The sequence below is a fragment of the Mesorhizobium sp. G2-6-1 genome (genome assembly GCF_055809095.1).
In genome coordinates this window covers 1,825,552-1,840,468 of record NZ_CM147896.1, presented here as the reverse complement: position 1 = coordinate 1,840,468, position 14,917 = coordinate 1,825,552, and the positions used below count along the sequence as shown (strand labels likewise).

Annotated in this window: 13 protein-coding genes and 4 pseudogenes; 8 read left to right on the top strand and 9 right to left on the bottom strand. The window is 56.2% G+C overall.

Features of this window, described 5'->3' with window-relative positions; all coding sequences use genetic code 11:
- Positions 1–4 precede the first annotated feature (4 nt).
- A complete protein-coding gene (locus AC0L7S_RS08840) occupies positions 5–268 on the top strand; it encodes an ArsR/SmtB family transcription factor (RefSeq protein WP_473473975.1) in 264 nt (87 codons plus the stop codon).
- Between the two features lie 61 nt (positions 269–329).
- Here the strand turns inward: AC0L7S_RS08840 and AC0L7S_RS08835 are convergent, their stop codons facing one another.
- The 3 genes and pseudogenes from AC0L7S_RS08835 to mtgA form a co-directional block, all read right to left on the bottom strand.
- On the bottom strand, positions 330–737 hold the full coding sequence (locus tag AC0L7S_RS08835) for a hypothetical protein (protein WP_473473974.1): 408 nt from the start codon (positions 735–737) through the stop codon (positions 330–332).
- A gap of 142 nt (positions 738–879) precedes the next feature.
- The gene (gene rpmF, locus AC0L7S_RS08830; RefSeq protein WP_473473973.1) at positions 880–1,062 is read right to left on the bottom strand and encodes a 50S ribosomal protein L32; all 183 of its coding nucleotides are present in this window, start codon (positions 1,060–1,062) and stop codon (positions 880–882) included.
- A gap of 155 nt (positions 1,063–1,217) precedes the next feature.
- Positions 1,218–1,927: pseudogene (gene mtgA, locus AC0L7S_RS08825) on the bottom strand (monofunctional biosynthetic peptidoglycan transglycosylase).
- 157 nt (positions 1,928–2,084) lie between these two features.
- Between mtgA and AC0L7S_RS08820 the strand changes: the two are divergent.
- Positions 2,085–3,022, top strand: a pseudogene (locus AC0L7S_RS08820) (polyprenyl synthetase family protein).
- Between the two features lie 100 nt (positions 3,023–3,122).
- Positions 3,123–5,459: a response regulator gene (locus AC0L7S_RS08815; protein WP_473473972.1), complete on the top strand. Its 2,337-nt coding sequence runs from the start codon at positions 3,123–3,125 to the stop codon at positions 5,457–5,459.
- A 90-nt stretch (positions 5,460–5,549) separates the two neighbouring features.
- Here AC0L7S_RS08815 and AC0L7S_RS08810 read toward each other — a convergent pair whose 3' ends face one another.
- Together AC0L7S_RS08810 and AC0L7S_RS08805 are read right to left on the bottom strand one after the other, a co-directional pair.
- Positions 5,550–8,633, bottom strand: a complete 3,084-nt coding sequence (locus AC0L7S_RS08810) for an efflux RND transporter permease subunit (protein ID WP_473473971.1) — start codon at positions 8,631–8,633, stop codon at positions 5,550–5,552.
- Positions 8,630–9,853, bottom strand: a complete 1,224-nt coding sequence (locus AC0L7S_RS08805; RefSeq protein WP_473473970.1) for an efflux RND transporter periplasmic adaptor subunit — start codon at positions 9,851–9,853, stop codon at positions 8,630–8,632. The genes AC0L7S_RS08810 and AC0L7S_RS08805 overlap by 4 nt, the downstream gene beginning before the upstream one ends.
- A 152-nt stretch (positions 9,854–10,005) precedes the next feature.
- Here AC0L7S_RS08805 and AC0L7S_RS08800 point away from each other — a divergent pair, with 152 nt between their 5' ends.
- Together AC0L7S_RS08800 and AC0L7S_RS08795 are read left to right on the top strand one after the other, a co-directional pair.
- Positions 10,006–10,542 carry a TetR/AcrR family transcriptional regulator gene (locus tag AC0L7S_RS08800; RefSeq protein WP_473473969.1) on the top strand — a complete coding sequence of 179 codons (537 nt, stop codon included), beginning with the start codon at positions 10,006–10,008 and terminating at the stop codon, positions 10,540–10,542.
- Positions 10,543–10,740: 198 nt separating this feature from the next.
- The gene (locus AC0L7S_RS08795; RefSeq protein ID WP_473473968.1) at positions 10,741–10,950 is read left to right on the top strand and encodes a DUF1737 domain-containing protein; all 210 of its coding nucleotides are present in this window, start codon (positions 10,741–10,743) and stop codon (positions 10,948–10,950) included.
- Positions 10,951–10,972: 22 nt separating this feature from the next.
- On the opposite strand, the gene AC0L7S_RS08790 is transcribed toward AC0L7S_RS08795, so the two are convergent.
- Complete coding sequence (locus tag AC0L7S_RS08790; protein ID WP_473473967.1) at positions 10,973–11,395, bottom strand: metallopeptidase family protein; 423 nt, start codon at positions 11,393–11,395, stop codon at positions 10,973–10,975.
- 120 nt (positions 11,396–11,515) lie between these two features.
- Here AC0L7S_RS08790 and AC0L7S_RS08785 point away from each other — a divergent pair.
- Both AC0L7S_RS08785 and AC0L7S_RS08780 read left to right on the top strand, forming a co-directional pair.
- Positions 11,516–11,623 (top strand): annotated as a pseudogene (locus AC0L7S_RS08785) (DUF6074 family protein); the annotation flags it as partial.
- Positions 11,595–11,756 (top strand): hypothetical protein, encoded by a 162-nt coding sequence (locus AC0L7S_RS08780; RefSeq protein WP_473473966.1) that lies wholly within the window; start codon positions 11,595–11,597, stop codon positions 11,754–11,756. The pseudogene AC0L7S_RS08785 and the gene AC0L7S_RS08780, both read left to right, overlap by 29 nt.
- Before the next feature lie 61 nt (positions 11,757–11,817).
- Here AC0L7S_RS08780 and AC0L7S_RS08775 read toward each other — a convergent pair whose 3' ends face one another.
- Together AC0L7S_RS08775 and AC0L7S_RS08770 are read right to left on the bottom strand one after the other, a co-directional pair.
- Positions 11,818–12,246, bottom strand: a complete 429-nt coding sequence (locus AC0L7S_RS08775) for an Lrp/AsnC family transcriptional regulator (RefSeq protein ID WP_473473965.1) — start codon at positions 12,244–12,246, stop codon at positions 11,818–11,820.
- Positions 12,203–12,373 (bottom strand): hypothetical protein, encoded by a 171-nt coding sequence (locus tag AC0L7S_RS08770; protein WP_473473964.1) that lies wholly within the window; start codon positions 12,371–12,373, stop codon positions 12,203–12,205. The genes AC0L7S_RS08775 and AC0L7S_RS08770 overlap by 44 nt, the downstream gene beginning before the upstream one ends.
- On the opposite strand from AC0L7S_RS08770, the pseudogene AC0L7S_RS08765 reads away from it, so the two are divergent.
- Positions 12,372–13,477, top strand: a pseudogene (locus tag AC0L7S_RS08765) (saccharopine dehydrogenase family protein). The gene AC0L7S_RS08770 and the pseudogene AC0L7S_RS08765 sit on opposite strands and share 2 nt — an antisense overlap.
- Positions 13,478–13,510: 33 nt before the next feature.
- On the opposite strand, the gene lpdA reads toward AC0L7S_RS08765, so the two are convergent.
- The gene (gene lpdA / locus AC0L7S_RS08760) at positions 13,511–14,908 is read right to left on the bottom strand and encodes a dihydrolipoyl dehydrogenase (protein WP_473473963.1); all 1,398 of its coding nucleotides are present in this window, start codon (positions 14,906–14,908) and stop codon (positions 13,511–13,513) included.
- Positions 14,909–14,917: the final 9 nt, after the last annotated feature.

The following is a 14,917-nucleotide window of genomic DNA, read 5'->3' as shown; positions in this document are numbered from 1 at the left end:
AGAGATGATGCTTGCCGATGCGTTCATAGCCATTGCCGATCCCAACCGGCGCCATCTTCTCGAAGAACTTCGGCGCGGTCCGAAAACGGTCAATGATCTGGCTTCGGGCTTGCCGGTTTCGCGGCCTGCCGTATCCCAACACCTCAAGATATTACTGGATGCGGGGCTGGTCAGCGTGCATGCGCAAGGAACGCGCCGCGTCTATGCGATTGCGACAAGCGGCTTTTTCAAACTCAACATCTGGGTCGATCAGTTCTGGGAAACCTGATGCATGTCGCCCAAAAGTGGGCTGCGGTTTCTCAGATAGCGATATGCCAGCGATGTCGGCGTCAGTTGAAGTTTACGTCACGGCCGGCAGCGCGAATGGAGACCGAAAAACCAGCCAGAACGTCAATCAGCGTGATTACCATCAAGGTGAAAAACACGGAATGTGCCGCCCCTTTGACCAGCAAGAACTCGACCAGAAACGCTACGAAAATGAAGGTCGATAACAGATGATCGAGCACTGAAGCGTTCGTTGTGCGTGTCGATTTCAAAATTTCGATGAAAAAGAATACCAGACCGATCAGGATCATCAGGTCGCCAAGCGTCATGGTAAAAAGGCCACCCGACATCATCGCTACTGACAGAATTTCTGTCGACCACGGGTCGCCACCAACGCCTGCGCCAAGAAATCCGGCAAGGCCCAGATTATAGATGATGAATGGGATGATCAGCAACGGAACAGCGGCAAACATGTCATATCTCCAAGTTGCACTTACCCTGTAGAAATCCGCACGGCGTTCCGGTCAAGAAATATTGGCCGTTTCACCACAACAAAACGCAAAAAGACCGGCCTGAGGCCGGTCTCGACAAACATCGCATGACAGCAATGTTTTCTCAGCTTTCCTTAGGTGTAAGAACCTGACGCCCACGATACATGCCGGTCTTCAGGTCGACGTGATGTGGACGGCGCATTTCGCCGGAGTTCTTGTCTTCGACATAGGTCGGTGCTTTGAGCGCATCGGCCGAACGGCGCATGCCGCGCTTCGAAGGGGAGGTTTTTCGTTTCGGTACAGCCATGGATGTGCTCCACTCAATTGATCAAAAGCCCGCATGCCCTCGCGAAAGGGCCATTTTCAGGGCCGAATACTAGAAGAAAGTGGCGTGCCTATACACGGCCTTGAAAGATTTGACCAGCACCACGCGGTGTTTTTTTGTCGGCATGGCACTTTCGATCAGTTCAAACAGCCAACATAAGCGCCAGAGCGTGAAGCTCTACGTTCGATAAGGGTTGCCAACCGTTTCAGTCCCCGTCCAGGTTTTGCCGGATTGCGTTCATACGGATTAGGCAGTGTGACGGCAAGAAGGGCTGCCTGCCGGCGCGACAATTTCTTTGCAGACACGCCGAAATGGTATTGGGCGGCCGCCTCGATGCCATAAATGCCCGGCCCCCATTCGGCAATGTTGAGATAAATTTCCATGATGCGGCGTTTCGACAGCACGGCGTCGAAATAGACGGCCAGTGGCAATTCAACGATCTTGCGGACAGCGACCAGCGGCCGGGACCATAAGAACAGGTTCTTCACTGTCTGCATGGTTATGGTGGAGGCACCGCGCGCGCCTTCCCCAGCCAATGCATCATCTATCACGCTCTTCATTTCGCCCAGGTCGATGCCGTGATGAGAGCAGAACTGCCCGTCTTCCGACATGATAACGGAATTGGCCAGGACCGGCGCTACATTATCAAGCGGCACCCATCGCCGCTCATAGGTGGTAAAAGTCAGAGATCTTTCACCATCAGCGTCGAGACCGGGTGGACGAAAGGCGACAGATACACAAGCGTCAGGATCACGGGAACCAGCGCCAGGGCAATCACGAGCTTTATCACGCGCCGCATCCAACGCGTGGTGGCAACATGTTTGCGACCTTTCGATCGCGCCGTCATAGCCCGTCCTTTGGTCACGTTCGCCAACCCTTCATGGTCAATGACCGGTTTGGAAACGGTTTGGCCATGCGGCCTGATCTTTGCACATCATGCCTCGGCATAATCGTGCTTGGCTTCTTGCGCAATGTTCGAGTGTCGGCTACCGCTCGCGGAGATGATGAAAGACGCGCAAATTTCCTTCGAAATGATGCTTGCCGAGCGTGCGGCATCTGTTGAAAATCTGCTTGCGCAGCTTCTCGATGGCCGCGCGCGCTCAGCCGAGATCAAGAGACCTGAACGGCTTATTGCGGCTATGCGCCATGGGGTCTTGAATGGCGGCAAGAGGTTGCGGCCCTATCTCGTCATGGAGAGCGCCGCCTTGTTTGATGCCAATGCTGGCGAGGGGGCAGCCCTTCAGGTGGCGGCGGCGCTCGAATGCGTTCACTGCTACTCGCTGATTCATGACGATCTGCCAGCCATGGACAATGATGCCCTGCGCCGTGGCCAGCCGACGGTGCACAAGGCATTCGACGAAGCGACGGCCATACTCGCCGGCGATAGCCTGTTGACGCTTGCCTTCGATATTCTTGCCGCAGATCCTCTCATGGAAGCGCCTGGCGAGGAGATGTCGGCGCAAACGCGGCTCGAACTTGTGACAGGCCTGGCGCGGGCTGCCGGTCTTGGCGGCATGGCTGGCGGCCAGATGCTTGATCTGGAGGCAGAAAAATGCGGCCCGACGAGGCTGGCATTATTCGCCTTCAGGCAATGAAGACCGGGGCGTTGATCCGCTTTGCTTGCGAAGCCGGTGCGATTTTGTCAGGTGCGCCTCTCGCTGATCGCGAACGAATGGCCGAGTTCGGCTCGGCAATAGGACTTGCCTTCCAGCTTGCCGACGACCTGCTCGACATGACGGCTGATGTCGACCAGATCGGCAAGGCAACAGGAAAGGACGCGGCGGCAGGTAAAGCCACGCTGGCAGCCCTGCATGGTGCGGCGTGGGCGCGAAGGCAGCTTCATGGCCTGGTTGATCAGGCGCATGCGTTACTCGACCCCTATGGCGAGCGTGCAGCGCCACTCAAGCTGGCGGCAGCGTTTGTTGCAAGCCGCAACCGATAGGCTATCGGATCGAAAACCGGCGCTGGCAGCGGAACGAAATTTTAATGCTAATGGAGCGTAATCCCCGCGACTAAGTTTGTGCATATGCGTGGGGTTAAGCGTGCCGGAATATTCTTCATTCATCCGGTCCATCAGGATCAGATATCTGTCTGGCTTGCTGATTCTTGCGCTCGCTGTCGGTGGCGTGATCGTTACGTTGAATCATGCCAATTCATATCGCCAGCAGGTTGATGCGCTGAGCGCACATTTTGTGAATTTTTCGCGAGATTTGAACAATGCGGCAAGTTTCGCCGAAACGGCTGTCACCGCCTGGCGGCCGGAAACACGCGATGAACTTGCCAATGCGGCGCGCAGCCATGCCGAGCGGCTGTTACAGGGAATAACTTCGCTTACCAACGAAGTGGCAACGATTACGCCCAGGCTTCACGAACAGACGGCCGACGAACTCAAATCGGCTTCGATCAATGGCTACCTGCTTTGGTCGGCGCGCGACATGGTGCGCAATCTTAATATCATGGCTGGAGCCAGAAACGTCGATGACTGGAGCGACCGCGAAATTCGCAATCAGAACGAACTTTTTGCCCAACCAATGCTGGTGCGTGCGCGAACAGCTGTAGACAATGAACGCCGCCTTGCCGAAGCTCACAGCGACAGATTGCTTTTCTGGAGCGCCCTCCTGCTGGCCGCGGTCATGGGGGCCGTGGCGTTCTGGAATTTTCGACCGATGGAAAGGGCGATCCGCCTCGCATTTCTGGAATCGGCAACCTCGCTCTACAAGGCAGAAGCCGCAGACCGGGCAAAGTCCGAATTTCTCGCCAACATGAGTCATGAAATCCGCACGCCGATGAATGGAGTGCTTGGCATGGCCGAATTATTGGCAAAAACCGACCTGACGGCGCGCCAGAAGACCTTTACCGATGTGATCGTGAAATCCGGAAATGCGCTGCTTACCATCATCAATGATGTGCTGGACTTCTCAAAGATCAACGCTGGACAGCTTACCCTTGATCCGGGACCGTTCCGGCTTGGAGAAGCCGTCGAGGATGTCGCCACTCTGGTATCGGCGCGCGTTGCCGAAAAGAACCTTGAACTGATTGTACGGATTGATCCCCGGCTTCCGGCATTCGTCATTGGCGATGCAGGGCGTTTTCGCCAGATCATCACGAATTTGCTCGGAAATGCAGTGAAATTTACCGAAAGAGGGCATGTTCTGATCGATGTCAGCGGCGAAACCGTCGGAAACGTCGTTCAACTCAAGGTGAGTGTGGAAGATACTGGCATCGGTATCCCCGCCGATAAGCTGCAAAACGTCTTTGAGAAGTTTGCCCAGGTCGATTCGTCATCTACCCGACGCCATGAAGGAACGGGGCTCGGCCTGGCCATCGGTGCACGCCTTGTCGACATGATGGGTGGCAAGATCGGCGTTGAGAGCGAAATCGGGCGCGGGTCGATTTTCTGGTTTGCCGTGCCAATGTCCATCCATCAGGCCCAGCCGGAAGATCAGGTCATACCGAGCGATGTCACGGGTGCGCGCGTCCTTGTCATCGATGACAATGGCGTCAATCGTGAGATTTTGCTCGAGCAATTGAAGAGCTGGGGCTTTGATTGCGCTGCCGCTGAAAGCGGTGCGGTGGGCCTCGCTTTCCTCGACCGTGCCTTCCAGCTCGGCGCGTCGGTCGATTGCGTTATCCTCGACTATCAGATGCCCGGCATGAGTGGGGCCGATGTTGCCAAGGCAATTTCTGCCGATAGTCGAATGAAAAGCATCCCCGTCGTTCTCTTGACCTCAGTCGATCAGATCGATTTTGGCAGGCTGGTGATCGACTTCGGCATAGCGGCACATCTGACCAAACCTGCTCGCTCGGCCAACTTGCTTGGCACAGTCATAGCGGTCATACAAAAAGCCCGCAGTCAGGCAGGGAGTGCGCATTTCGTGCGCGAGACACTGGAAAATCGGCAAACTGTTCAAGCCACGCCTGCCGCCCAAAACCATCTTCATGCGCTAACGGCGACAGTTGCGGAGCAATCGAGTTCAAATAACGGGCCGATCGATGTGCTGATTGCGGAGGACAACGAGGTCAACCAGATGGTGTTCGGCCAGATTCTCAGTGGTCTTGGTTTGAGCTATCGCATTGCCGGCAATGGTCGGACCGCCGTGGAAATGTATCGGGTTTTAAACCCGAAGCTGCTCCTCATGGACGTGTCTATGCCCGAGATGAATGGTTATGAAGCAACAAAGGCCATTCGCACGATTGAGGCAGGAAAGAATGCCCATGTTCCCATCATTGGCGTTACCGCTCACGCTCTGGAAGGCGACCGCGAGAAATGTCTCGAAGCCGGAATGGATGACTATCTGTCGAAGCCAATCTCGCCTGATCGGCTTGGCGCGAAAATCGGCAGTTGGTTGAGTGAAACACTGGTGATGAAAACGGCGTAGCCCGCGCCATGAAATTCCGGGCTGGTCATTTAGGTTGAGAACCGTTCAATTTTGATTGAGGCATCAAGGCCAACATGGCCTTGAGTACCTTCAGTCAATCGGTTCAGGCATCAGCTTCGGGTCCGGCTTTTCGGCATGATGCGGGAGATCCTTGCTGGCAATGAAGGTATAGAACATCGGCACGACGAACAGCGTGAACATCGTCCCGATCAGAATGCCTGTGAAGATCACCAGACCCATCGAATAACGGGCAGCCGCACCAGCGCCGCTTGACGTGATGAGCGGCACCACGGCAAGCGCCATTGCCGCAGTCGTCATGAGAATCGGCCTCAAACGAACCTTGGCCGAGGCCACAATGGCATCGCGCCGGCGCATGCCATGAAGTTCACGTTGCTGGTTGGCGAATTCGACCAGCAGGATGCCGTGTTTGGTGATTAACCCGATCAGTGTGATAAGCCCGACCTGCGTATATATATTCAGTGTACCCAGGCCGAGATTGAGCGGCACGACCGCGCCGAAGATCGAAAGTGGCACCGACATCATGATGATCAGGGGGTCACGGAAACTTTCAAACTGCGCTGCCAGAACGAGATAAATGACAAGAACGGCCGCAGCAAATGCAATCAGGATTGCATTGCCCTGCTCCTTTTCCTGCCGCGATTGGCCCGAATAATCGATGAAGAAAGTGTCTGGCAAATTCTGTTGGGCAATTTCCTCAAGCGTATTCAGACCATCTCCAGTACTGACTCCAGGCAAAGGCAAAGCGGAGATCGTAGCGGAATTCAGTTGGTTGAACTGCTCGATGGCGGCAGGCGATGCGTTCGTCGAGATTTTCACCACCGCCGCCAGTGGCACCATGTCGCCCGTCGCGCTGCGGACGAAGAATTGCCCGAGTTTCTCGGGATTGTCGCGATATTCCTGAGGCACCTGCGTGATGATATCGTAGCTGTTGGAATCACGATCGAATTGCGCGACTTCCGCCCCGCCCACAAGAAGGGTTAGCGTGCGGCCGATATCGGCAATCGGCAAATTGAGTGCTGCGGCGCGATCACGATCAATCGTCACCGTCACCTGCGGCGCATCAAACGACATCGAGTTCTGCACGACAATGAAGCGGCCCGAAGCTTGCGCTTTCTTCTTGATGTCTTCGGCTACCTCGAATACCTGCGAGGCATCCCCAGTCGAACGCACCACCAGCGAGATCGGCAGGCCGCCTCCAGAACCGGGTAATGTCGGCGGCGCGAAAACAAATGCCTCAACACCGGCAACATGAGACAGGCGTGCCTGAATATCGGCCTGCAACTCCTTTTGTGAGCGCTCGCGCTCAGCCCAATCCTTGAAGGCAAAGCCGACAAAGGCACCATTGGTCTGGCCGCCAAATGCGACGGCGGCAAACAATGCCCGCGTTTCCGGTATATCCTTGACCTCATCGAGGATCTGATTGACGTATCGTTCGGTGTAATCCGATGTTGCATAGCGTGGTGCCGTTACCAGCGAAAGCAGGAACCCCTGATCTTCTTCCGGGGCGAGTTCGCTGGATGTATTGACGAACATGAACCCGGTCACAGCGACCAGCGCGACAACGATCATCAACGTGACCGGACGATATTTCAACGAGCCGCTGACGAGCTTTTCGTAGACATGCTCGACGCGCCCGAATGTGTTGTCGACAATCTTCTGGAAGCGGCTGTGCGACCCGGCCTTGAGGAGGCGTGCCGACATCATCGGAGTGATGGTAATTGCGACAAGGCCGGAAATAACCACCGAACCGGCAAGCGTCACTGCGAATTCGCGAAACAGCGCGCCGGTCAGCCCCCCGGTGAAGGCGAGCGGTGCGAACACGGCGGCCAGCGTCACTGTCATGGCAACGATGGCAGAGGAAATTTCACGCATGCCGTTGAATGCCGCCTGCATAGGCGCCATGTGGTCTTCTTCCATGTGTCGGTGAATATTTTCAACCACCACGATGGCGTCATCGACGACCAGACCGATGGCCAGGACCATCGCCAGAAGCGACAGCAAATTGATCGAATACCCGAGCGTATACAGCATGAAACAAACGCCGATAAGCGATAGGGGTATCGCGACAATGGGCATCAAAACGGACCGGAACGACCCGAGAAAAAGAAGAATGACCACGACGACGATGGCGACAGCCTCGGCGATGGTCTTGAAGACCTCGTCAATCGACGAAGCGATCTGCTCGGTCGAATCATAGACGACCTCGATCGTCATGCCCTTTGGCAGCGTCTGCTGGATAGTTGGCACGACCTTGTGGATTGCCGACGCAGTGCTGAGCGGGTTGGCGGCCGGCGTCGGGAAAATGGCCAGGAACGTACCTGGCTTGCCATTGAAATTGACCCTGGTATCGGTGCTTTTCGCTGCGAGTTCCACCCGCGCGACATCGCGTAGCCTCACAACATCCCCGTCTTTGGAACGTAGCGGCAACTCGGCGAAAGCTTCGGGCGTCTGTAGCGTCGAGCGTACTGTAATCGAGAAGGCTACATATTCATTTTCGGTCTTGCCCGGAGCCGAAAGGAAATTGGAATTGTTGATCGCGGTCAGCACATCCGATGCGGTTACGCCGCGAGCCGCCAGTTTGATAGGATCGATCCAGACGCGCATCGAATAATCAGCCGCACCGAAGATCTGCACATCGGCAACACCTTCGATGGTTGACATGCGCGGGCGCACAACCCGTTCAATGTACTCCGTCAACTGTTCGGGAGTCATATTCGGGTTCTGCATCGAAAGGTACATCATCGCGAACTGCTGACCGGTACCCTTGACGATCACCGGGTCTTTCGCTTCGCTCGGCAGAACGCCGCGAACGCCTTGAACCTTCGACATCACCTCGGTCAGCGCGACATCGGGATCAGAGCCGAGCTTCATCTGGACGGTGACCGTGCTCGACGAGGGACGGCTTTGCGAGGTGACATAGTCGATGTTTTCGGTCGAAGCCACGGCGCGCGCAATCGGCGCGGAAATGAACCCCTGAATGAGATCGGCGCTGGCTCCGGGATAGACCGTCGTGATCGTGATCGCCGTTTCCTCAACCTTCGGATACTGCCTGATCGAAAGGTTGAAGATGCCCTGGAACCCAAGAAGCAGGATCATGCAGGCAAGCACTGTCGACAGGACCGGGCGGCGGATGAAAATATCGGAAAAGCTCATTGTGCGGCAGCCTGCGAACTGGCGGGTTTCGTCAGGTCAATCGTGTTGTCCACAGTGACCGACATGCCATTGAAGAGCCGGTTCTGGCCTGCTGTCACGACTTCGTCACCGGCAGCGACACCATCCAGAATCTCGACCAGACGACCATTGCGGCGACCCAGCTTGACGAACACCTGCGACAACACAAGCTCCGGCTTTTCTGTTGCCGACCCCGAATTGGCCTCATCAGCCGCTGGCTTGGCCGCTTCCGCTTCGGCGGGCTTTTCATCTGGCTTGGTTCCGGCATCCCCGGTTTCGCCCTTGGCCGCCTTGGCCGGCGTTACGACGAAGATGAAGTCGCCATAGAGACTGCTCGTCAATGCCGTCTGCGGCAGCGCCATGACGTTCTTCTCTACAGGCAATTCCACACGAACCTGCACGAACTGGCCGGGCGTAAGCTTGCCATCGGTGTTGTCGACTTCCGCCCTGATCGTTACCAAACGGCTTGCCGGATCGATCTTCGGGTTGATGCCGCGAATGGTGCCTGCAAATGGCATTTCGCTGCCACCGACGCCCAATCGCACCGTCTGGCCGATCTTGAGCAGCGGAAGCTGCTGTTCGGGGATCGAAAAATCAACCCGCATCGTGTCCAGGTCCTGCAAGGTCACCACCGCCGTGCCCGGTGCCAGATACTGACCAATCTCAATTTTAGGAATACCCACCGTACCGCCAAAAGGAGCCGTCACCTGCTTCTGGTCAAGCACGGCCTGCAACTTTGCTACCCGTGAGATCGATGCCGTAGCCGCGGCTCGTGCCGTCTCAAGGGTTACGTCGGAACCAACACCGCGTCTCTGCAGCTCGATGGCACGGGTAAGCGAGGTCTTGTCCAGCACCTCCTGCGCTTTTGTTGAATCAAGGTCGGCGCGTTCCACCTCGTCATCAAGCTGGACGAGAACCGCCCCGGTTTCGACCTTCTGGTTGGCATGGAAACGAACGTCCTTGACGATGCCCGTTGTTTCCACAGTCAGATCGACGCCCCGCACGGCGCTGACAGTGCCGATGGCCTCAACGCCCGGCGTCCATTCGACAGGCTTGACGACAACTGTCGATACCGTCGCTGCAGGCGGCTTCATCGTGGCAAAATACTGCGTGATCGCATTGTCGCGAAACATGTTGAAGCCAATGATGCCGCCAACGACCAGCACAAGCAGGATGAAGGCGATAATGAAACGTTTGATCAAGATAATCCCCTCGGTCGCACTCGGTATCGGCGGTCGAATGTGCGGATAAATCACTCGCGAGGCGCTTTCGAGCCCCGCATCCATTCTCTTTACTGTACCGTCTGGACGGTAATGTCAATTGCGTTTATGTTCGCCCCACTCCGGAGGCCGAAATGAAAGTACCAAGAACCAACGCGCGCGAAAAGATACTCGAAGCGGCAGCAGATTTGGCCCGCGAATGCGGACCGGGCACGCTATCGCTTGATGCGGTTGCTCACCGCGCGGGCGTTTCCAAGGGAGGGCTTCTCTATCATTTCCCGACCAAAGCCAAGTTGATGCAGGGACTTGTGGAAAGTTATTTGCGCGAATTTGAGCAGGCATTGGAAAGTGCCCGCTCAAAGAGTGACGGCAACGAGAGCCTGCTTGCAATCTACATCCGGCTTACCGCGAGTGAGTGCGCCAAATCGCAGTCTTCCGCTTCATGGATATTTTCGGCCATTGCCGAGGACCCCGACTTTCTCACACCAATAAAATCATTCAGGCGCAAACTTTTCGAACGCCTCAAGGACGTCACTCAAGATAAGAATGCCCTGCTGGTTTGCTATCTTGCCATAGAAGGGCTTCGCAGCATGAACCTCTTTGATTCTGACATTCTCTCCGGGGATGAACGCCAGAAACTCATCTCATCCCTGCTTGAAATTGCCAAATAGACGCCAGAGACAACAGACGGTCGTTCCATCTCTCCCGTTACAATGCCACCCTTTCAGCACGCCGATCAATATATGTAATGACATGGAACGCGTCGGCGATTTATGATGTTGGTGCGTGAAGTGGCCGGGTGGAAGTTTGTGCGCATACCATCCTTGCGCAATCCGATTTTAAACAACGTGACAGCACCGGAAACAGACATGAGACTCTATCGTTTTCTCACCGCCGTTGACGATTCCAGCTTCTGCCACAAGGTCACGGCAGCCTTGAACAAGGGTTGGCATCTATATGGATCGCCTACCTATGCCTATGACAAGAAAGCCAAGACCATGCGTTGCGGCCAGGCCGTGGTGAAGGATATAGACGGTGAGGAATATGTGTCGGGTGAAACGAAGCTGAGCGACTGGTAAGCGGCGCGGGCAAAGGCGTGGCCTATTCGGCGGCTTCCTCAAGTTTTTCCATGTCGTCGTCCGAAAGCCCGAAATGGTGCCCGATCTCGTGGATCAGGACATGCGTGACAATGTCGCCAAGCGTCTCCTCATTCTCGGTCCAGTAGTCGAGCATGGCGCGTCGATAAAGCGTGATCCGGTTAGGCCCCTCACCGGTAGCCGGGTTCCAGCGTTCGGCAATCCCGCGCCCCTCGAACAGTCCCAGAAGATCAAATGGCGTCTCCAGCGACAGATCATCCATGATTTCATCGGTCGGAAATTCGGCAACCTGAATGACAATCTCACCCGTTAGTCTGCGAAATTCCTCAGGCAGATGCGCGTAGGTTTCAAGTGCCAGAAATTCCATCTCCTCGATCGATGGCGAAAGCTCGCCATGCCAGGTACGGGTCTTGTAGATACGGGCCATGCATTGTCCTTTGTCCGCGCATATAGGCGTTTGCGATGAACTCGGCAAATCAGCATCATGCACGCATAATCGCTATCTCCGTTTACCGTCTATAAACCACGATCGACCAACCATGCGCGCATGGCTGATTTGATTCCCTTTCCCCTGAGTTCCCGCACCCATCTTGTCCGCTCGATGGTGGACGATCTGGAATGCGTGCATGGTCCTGCCGCGAGCGAGTTCTGGCGGCTTCGCATTGCCGAAATCGTCGGCGATCTTCGTTCCGCCGGTCTGGAGCCTGAAAAGATTCTGCCAGGAAATTTACGCCCTTCAGGAGGCGGTCCAGGACGAGTTGCAAATCCGCTTCCTTCGCCAGGCATAGATACGAAAGCCGCCCATAGGATTTCCATAAGTGCAAGCGTGAAATCGCAGCTGCCAGGCACTCAGCGATCTATCCGTGTCGACAGGATGATCGAGGACAGGGTGCGCTCCACCCCCTCCATGGCGCCGATCCGGTCGAGCAGGCCATCAAGGGCGCTGATCGAGGCCGATTCGACAATGACAATCATGTCGAAACTGCCGCTGACCGAATGCAGGGTCCGCACCGACGCCAATGCACGTAAGTTGCTCACAACCCTGTCAGCCAGTTTCGGCGTCACCGTCAAAAGCACATGCGCGTGCACCAGACCCTGTTCATATTCTGGCGACAGGCGCACCCCGTAACCGGTAATCACACCACTCGTTTCAAGCCGCTCGATGCGGCTTTGCACCGTGGTTCGCGAAAGGCCAAGCCGCCGCGCCAGTTCGGCGACCGGCGCACGCGCATTCTCACGCAACAGGGAAATCAAAGCCTGGTCGTTGTTTGTCGTCATTTCCAAGTTTTTCCTCGGCGATATGCGCAAATGAGTACGTTGAACTGATCATAAGCACGCTTTCTTTCGACAAGGAAGAGTTCATGCTGGCACGACGTTCATCAATTTCGCGGGGAATTTCGGCCATGAAACAAATTGTCGTTGTTGGAGCAGGCAAGATTGGCTCGACCATTGCCGAAATGTTGGCATCAACGGGCGACTACCATGTCACCATCGTTGATCGATCAGAAGCGCAACTGGCCGCGTTGGAAATACCTGCCCATGTGACGACAGCAACCCTCGATATCGCCATCGAAGGCGACCTCGAAGCGATGTTGGCCGACAAGTTCGCGGTTCTCAGCGCCGCGCCATTTCACCTCACAACCCGTATTGCCGAGGCTGCGGCAAACGCCGGGGTCCATTATCTCGACCTGACGGAAGATGTCGTCAGCACCAGACGGGTCAAGGAATTGGCTTCAGCTTCCGGCCGTAGCGCCTTCATCCCCCAATGCGGTTTGGCGCCGGGCTTCATTTCCATCGTTGCCAATGATCTTGCCAGCCGTTTCGACGCTCTGGAAAGCGTGCGCATGCGCGTCGGCGCACTGCCACAATATCCGTCCAACGCGCTGAACTATAATCTGACATGGAGCACCGACGGCGTCATCAACGAGTATTGCGAACCTTGCGAAGCGATTGTCGAGGGCGAATTGATCGAGGTGCCGCCGCTTGAGGAGCGCGAAGAATTTTCGCTCGACGGCGTTACATATGAAGCCTTCAACACGTCGGGGGGCTTGGAACACTTGCCGAGACGCTAAAAGGTAAGGTGCGTACGCTCAACTACCGCACCATTCGCTATCCCGGACATGCCGCCATCATGAAAGCCCTGCTGAACGATCTCGGCCTGCGTCACCGCCGTGATGTTCTGAAAGATATTTTCGAAAGCGCGCTGCCCGCAACGATGCAGGACGTCGTCATCATCTTTGTCACGGTCAGCGGCCGCAAGAATGGCCGGTTGCTGCAGGAAACCTACGCCAACAAGATCTACAGCCAGCGCATCGGCAGCGCGGTGCATAGCGCCATCCAGATTACCACCGCCTCCGGTATTTGCGCCGTACTCGACATGCTGGCGGATGGCAACCTGCCTGCTACAGGCTTCGTGCGGCAGGAAGATATCGCGCTCGATGCTTTCCTCGCCAACCGTTTCGGCCGCGCCTATGCACAACACGAAATGACGAACCGGTTGGCCAGTTGATCCTCTGACCTCTGCGGCTGTCACGCTTCACCTTTAAATATGCAATGCGTGACCGAGCGCCTTTAATGCAGCCTCCTGGAAGGCTTCGCCCTGCGTTGGATGGGCATGGATCGTTCCGGCAATGTCTTCCAGCCTGGCACCCATCTCCAGCGCCAGGCCGAACGCGGCTGACAATTCAGACACGCCTTGCCCAACCGCCTGAATGCCAAGCACCAGATGATTATCGGTACGTGCCACCACGCGAACAAAGCCATCCTCCCCCTGCCGGGTCATGGCACGCCCATTGGCGGTGAAGGGAAACGTGCCGATCTTGATTTCGATACGGAGTTCTTTCGCCTGTTCCGGCGATAAGCCAACCGTGACAAGCTCGGGATCAGTAAAGCACACCGCCGCAATCGCGCGTTTATCCCAACTGCGGTGATGACCGGCAACGATTTCGGCAACCATTTCGCCTTGCGCCGTGGCGCGATGGGCTAGCATTGGCTCGCCAGTGACATCGCCAATGGCATAGATACCGCGCATGGACGTGCGGCATTGATCGTCGATCCTGATGAACTGCCCGTTCATGTCGAGGTCGATCTCTTCCAGTCCCCATCCATCCGTCACCGGCTTGCGTCCGACGGTGACCAAAACCTTATCGGATGCGATCTTCCGCGCTGCGCCATCCACCGTCTCGATTAGAAGCGCATCGCCCTTGGATGACAGCCCCTTGGCCTGAACACCGGTCAGCACTTCGACACCGAGATCAGCGAGGCACTTCACGACCGGACGGGTCAGTTCCGGATCATATTGCGCAAGAATGCGGGGCAAGGCTTCGACAACCGTAACCTTTGCGCCCATTTTGGCAAAAGCCGTGCCAAGTTCCAGTCCGATATAGCCGCCGCCAACAACGGCAAGGCGGTCCGGAACGCTGGTTAGCGCCAGAGCACCGGTCGATGAGATGATTTTTTCGCCAAATGGCAATGACGCAAGTTCCACGGGCGCAGAACCCGTCGCCACGACAACCGATTCAGCACGAATGACCTGCGTTCCGATCTCGGTCGCAACCTCGACCGTCTTGCCATCACGGAATTTGGCTTTGCCATGAACATATTTGACGCCGGCTCTTTTGAGTAGCCCGGCTACGCCAGTGTTGAGCCGGCTTACGATACCGTTCTTCCAGTCAATAGTTTTGGACAGGTCAAGCGAGGCTGATGGCACTGAAATCCCGAGCGGACTGGTGCTGCCGGTCATGTGTACGGCCTTCTCGAACTCCTCCGCTGCATGAATCATGGCTTTGGAAGGTATGCATCCGACATTGAGGCAGGTTCCTCCCGGTTTGCCTGCCTCGATTATCACGGTATCCAGACCGAGTTGGCCAGCACGAATGGCGCAGACATAGCCGCCGGGGCCGGCACCAATGACAAGAAGTTTGCAGGAAATGTCTTTCATCTGCGTCGC